The following is a 3,054-nucleotide window of genomic DNA, read 5'->3' as shown; positions in this document are numbered from 1 at the left end:
CCTTGCCCGTTACAGGGCCAATTATTTTATGCAGAAAAACGGCATAGCCGCGGTATTCCGCGAAATCCCCTCGGATATTCTGACTGCCGAAGCCCTTGGGTTGCCGCCTGTCATTTCAAAACTGGCAGACCTGCCCAGGGGGCTTGTACTGGTGACCGGACCCACCGGGTCCGGTAAATCAACCACCCTTGCTGCCATCATTGATCAGGCCAATAGAAACAGAAAAGACCATATTATTACGGTGGAAGACCCTATCGAGTTTGTTCATAAAAGCCAGCGGTGTATTGTCAACCACAGGGAAGTGGGGACCCATACCAAAACCTTTTCCGCCGCGCTTCGCGGTGCCCTGCGCGAGGATCCGGATATTATCCTGGTCGGTGAGCTTCGGGATCTTGAAACCATTTCTCTGGCTGTTGAGGCCGCTTCCACCGGCCATCTGGTATTTGGCACCCTGCATACATCAAGTGCCCATAAAACCGTGGACAGGCTTGTTGAAGTTTTTCCCAGCACTGAGCAGGCCCAGATCCGATCGACACTGTCAGACGGCCTTCGTGCCATAGTGGCCCAGGTGCTGTTTAAACGGATTGATAAAAAGGGCCGGTGTGCCGCATTGGAAATCCTTGTGGCAACCCCTGCGGTCAGAAATCTCATCCGCGAATCCAAAACCCACCAGATCCCTTCCATGATTCAAACCGGCAAGCAGTACGGGATGCAGCTTTTGGACGATGCCATCATGTCACTGTATAAAGCCGGGAAGATCAGTTCCGATGATGCCTATTCAAAGGCAAATAACAAATCGTTGTTCCGGCCGTTTCTTAAACATCCGCCTGCGGATTTTACGGAAGCCTGATCCCCGATTTTGTTCATTAATAGGAGCAAGGCATGAAAAAACAGCAGCTTGATTATATTCTTACCAATATGCTGGATTCACACGATAATGTGTCGGACTTGAATATTACGCCGGGAAAACCCCTTCAGGTGGAAAGTTCAGGCCAGCTTGCGGCCGTTGATCTGGGCCCGGGGTTCAGTATCCTGACGCCCTTTCAAACCGAGGTTCTGGCACTCAATCTTATTAATAATGACAGAAAACAGCTTGAAACCCTGCTGCGGGAAGGCAGTTGTGATTTGTCCTACCAGCTGAGCACCAAGGCAAGATTCAGGGTGAATATTTTTTCCAGGTCCGGCAAGTACGCCATTGTATTAAGAAAACTTGAAACCACCATTCCCACCATTGAGCAGCTCAATTTGCCGGCAAGTTTTCATAAAATGGCCGAAGAGAAGAACGGCATTATCTTTGTTACCGGGGCCACAGGTTCCGGTAAATCCACGTCACTGGCCGCGCTTTTAGACAAGATCAACGCGACCAAAGCCGTGCATGTGATTACCCTGGAAGATCCCATAGAGTACCAGCATACCCAGAAACGCTCCACCTTTAACCAGCGGGAGCTGGGAATGGATTTCGACACCTTTGCCTCGGGGTTGCGGGCGGCCTTGCGTCAGGCCCCCAAGGTTATTCTGGTGGGCGAAATGCGTGACCGGGAAACGGTTGAGATCGGCCTGTCCGCTGCCGAGACCGGCCATCTGGTGGTTTCCACCCTGCACACCGTGGATGCCGGACAAACCATCAACCGTCTGCTGGGTATGTTTTCCACAGAAGAGGAAACCCAAGTTCGCATTCGGCTGGCAGACACTGTCCGGTGGGTGGTGGCCCAGCGGCTTTTGCCCAAGGTGGGGGGGGGGCGCGTGGCCGCCTTTGAAATCATGGCCACCAACCTGCGGGTAAAGGATAGTATTTTAAATGGGGAGTCCGAAGGCAAGACCTTTAATGACATTATTGTGGCGGGTAAACCCCAGGGCATGATTTCCTTTGACGAGTTCATTGTAAATTTGTATGAAGTGGGAAAGATAGACGAAAATACGGCCATGGCCTATGCGTCACGCAAAGATATTGTGGGCAGGGGGCTTGACCGGATCAAGAGTGCCAGGGGGGAATCCACCAGTGGCATTCAGTCCCTTGAGATTGACCGCAGTTATGGGGGAGAGGAGAACAACATATAATGAAAATTGTTTGCCCGACATGCGGGAATAATGCAAATCTGCCCGATGATAAGATACCAAAAGACAAGGATTTTTCATTCAAATGTCCCAAATGCAGCGCCTCTGTTCCTGTCAAGGCCTCGATCGGGAATCCCGGTAACGCCGGTTTTGGGCAAAACACAGCTGCCACGAGCCCGGCTATTCCTAAGTTTCAGGCCGGCGGACCGAAACAGGCGCTGGTCTGTGTTCCTCCTTGCCTTGGCCGTAAGCGGATTATAGCTGGGCTGGAAAATGCAGGGTTGACGGTTCATGTGCCGGAAACGCCGGCCCAGGCATTGAAAAATCTTGAATATTATGTTTACCCGCTGGTGGTGATAGATGAAGCCTTTGATACTGACAAGATCATGGTGGCCTACATGAACAGTATGGATATGTTCCTTCGCCGCAAGATCTGTCTTGTCCGGCTCGGTCCGGGTCTTGAGACCGGAAATGCCATGACCGCCCTGGATCTGAGCGCAAATTATGTGATAAAATTCCAGGACCTTGAGCAGGAAGACGCCTCCCTGGTAAATAATGTTTTGGCCGTGGCCCTGTCTGAACATGAACAGATGTATGCTGTATTTAACGATTCAATGAAGGCTGTGGGCAAAGCCTAAGATCACTCTTTATTTATCCTATGCATCTGCGCACGCAAAACTGGCATGAGCCGGTAACTCTGACAGAGTGGCTCAAACGGATATGTTCGGTTTTAAATCTGGCCATTCTTTCGGTTACCTGTATTATTTTTGTCTCTGAATTTCGTTTTGACTGGTGCGAGCGTCTGGTGGGTAATTATCTTTCTTTGAGCAATGACGCCCGTCCTGAAAATGGTGCCGTCTGGGACGCCGGGCGGCACATGGTCAGTGCGTTGAAATCCCTGGATCAGATGGCCCTTGCCCGGGAGAACGCCGGGCGAATAGTACGTACGGCGAAGTCTTTTTCAGACTTGGCCGCTCAACTTGGGCCCGGGGAATGGGC

The 3,054-nt window shown here is 51.4% G+C and carries 3 protein-coding genes and 1 pseudogene; all 4 read left to right on the top strand.

Going from position 1 to position 3,054, the window contains the following annotated elements:
* A partial coding sequence (locus B3D59_RS00295; RefSeq protein WP_286817091.1) for a type IV pilus twitching motility protein PilT occupies window positions 1-850 on the top strand: 850 nt, incomplete at its 5' end.
* Between the two features lie 32 nt (window positions 851-882).
* Window positions 883-2,058 (top strand): type IV pilus twitching motility protein PilT, encoded by a 1,176-nt coding sequence (locus tag B3D59_RS00290; RefSeq protein WP_286817090.1) that lies wholly within the window; start codon window positions 883-885, stop codon window positions 2,056-2,058.
* The gene (locus tag B3D59_RS00285) at window positions 2,058-2,693 is read left to right on the top strand and encodes a zinc-ribbon domain-containing protein (protein ID WP_286817089.1); all 636 of its coding nucleotides are present in this window, start codon (window positions 2,058-2,060) and stop codon (window positions 2,691-2,693) included. Before B3D59_RS00290 ends, B3D59_RS00285 begins: the two co-directional genes overlap by 1 nt.
* A 20-nt stretch (window positions 2,694-2,713) precedes the next feature.
* Window positions 2,714-3,054 (top strand): annotated as a pseudogene (locus B3D59_RS00280) (hypothetical protein); the annotation flags it as partial.

Source organism: Desulfobacter sp. UBA2225, assembly GCF_002348205.1.
GTDB classification, from domain to species: domain Bacteria; phylum Desulfobacterota; class Desulfobacteria; order Desulfobacterales; family Desulfobacteraceae; genus Desulfobacter; species Desulfobacter postgatei.
The sequence above is the reverse complement of the archived record's forward strand: the minus strand, read 5'-3'. Positions and strand labels throughout refer to the sequence as shown.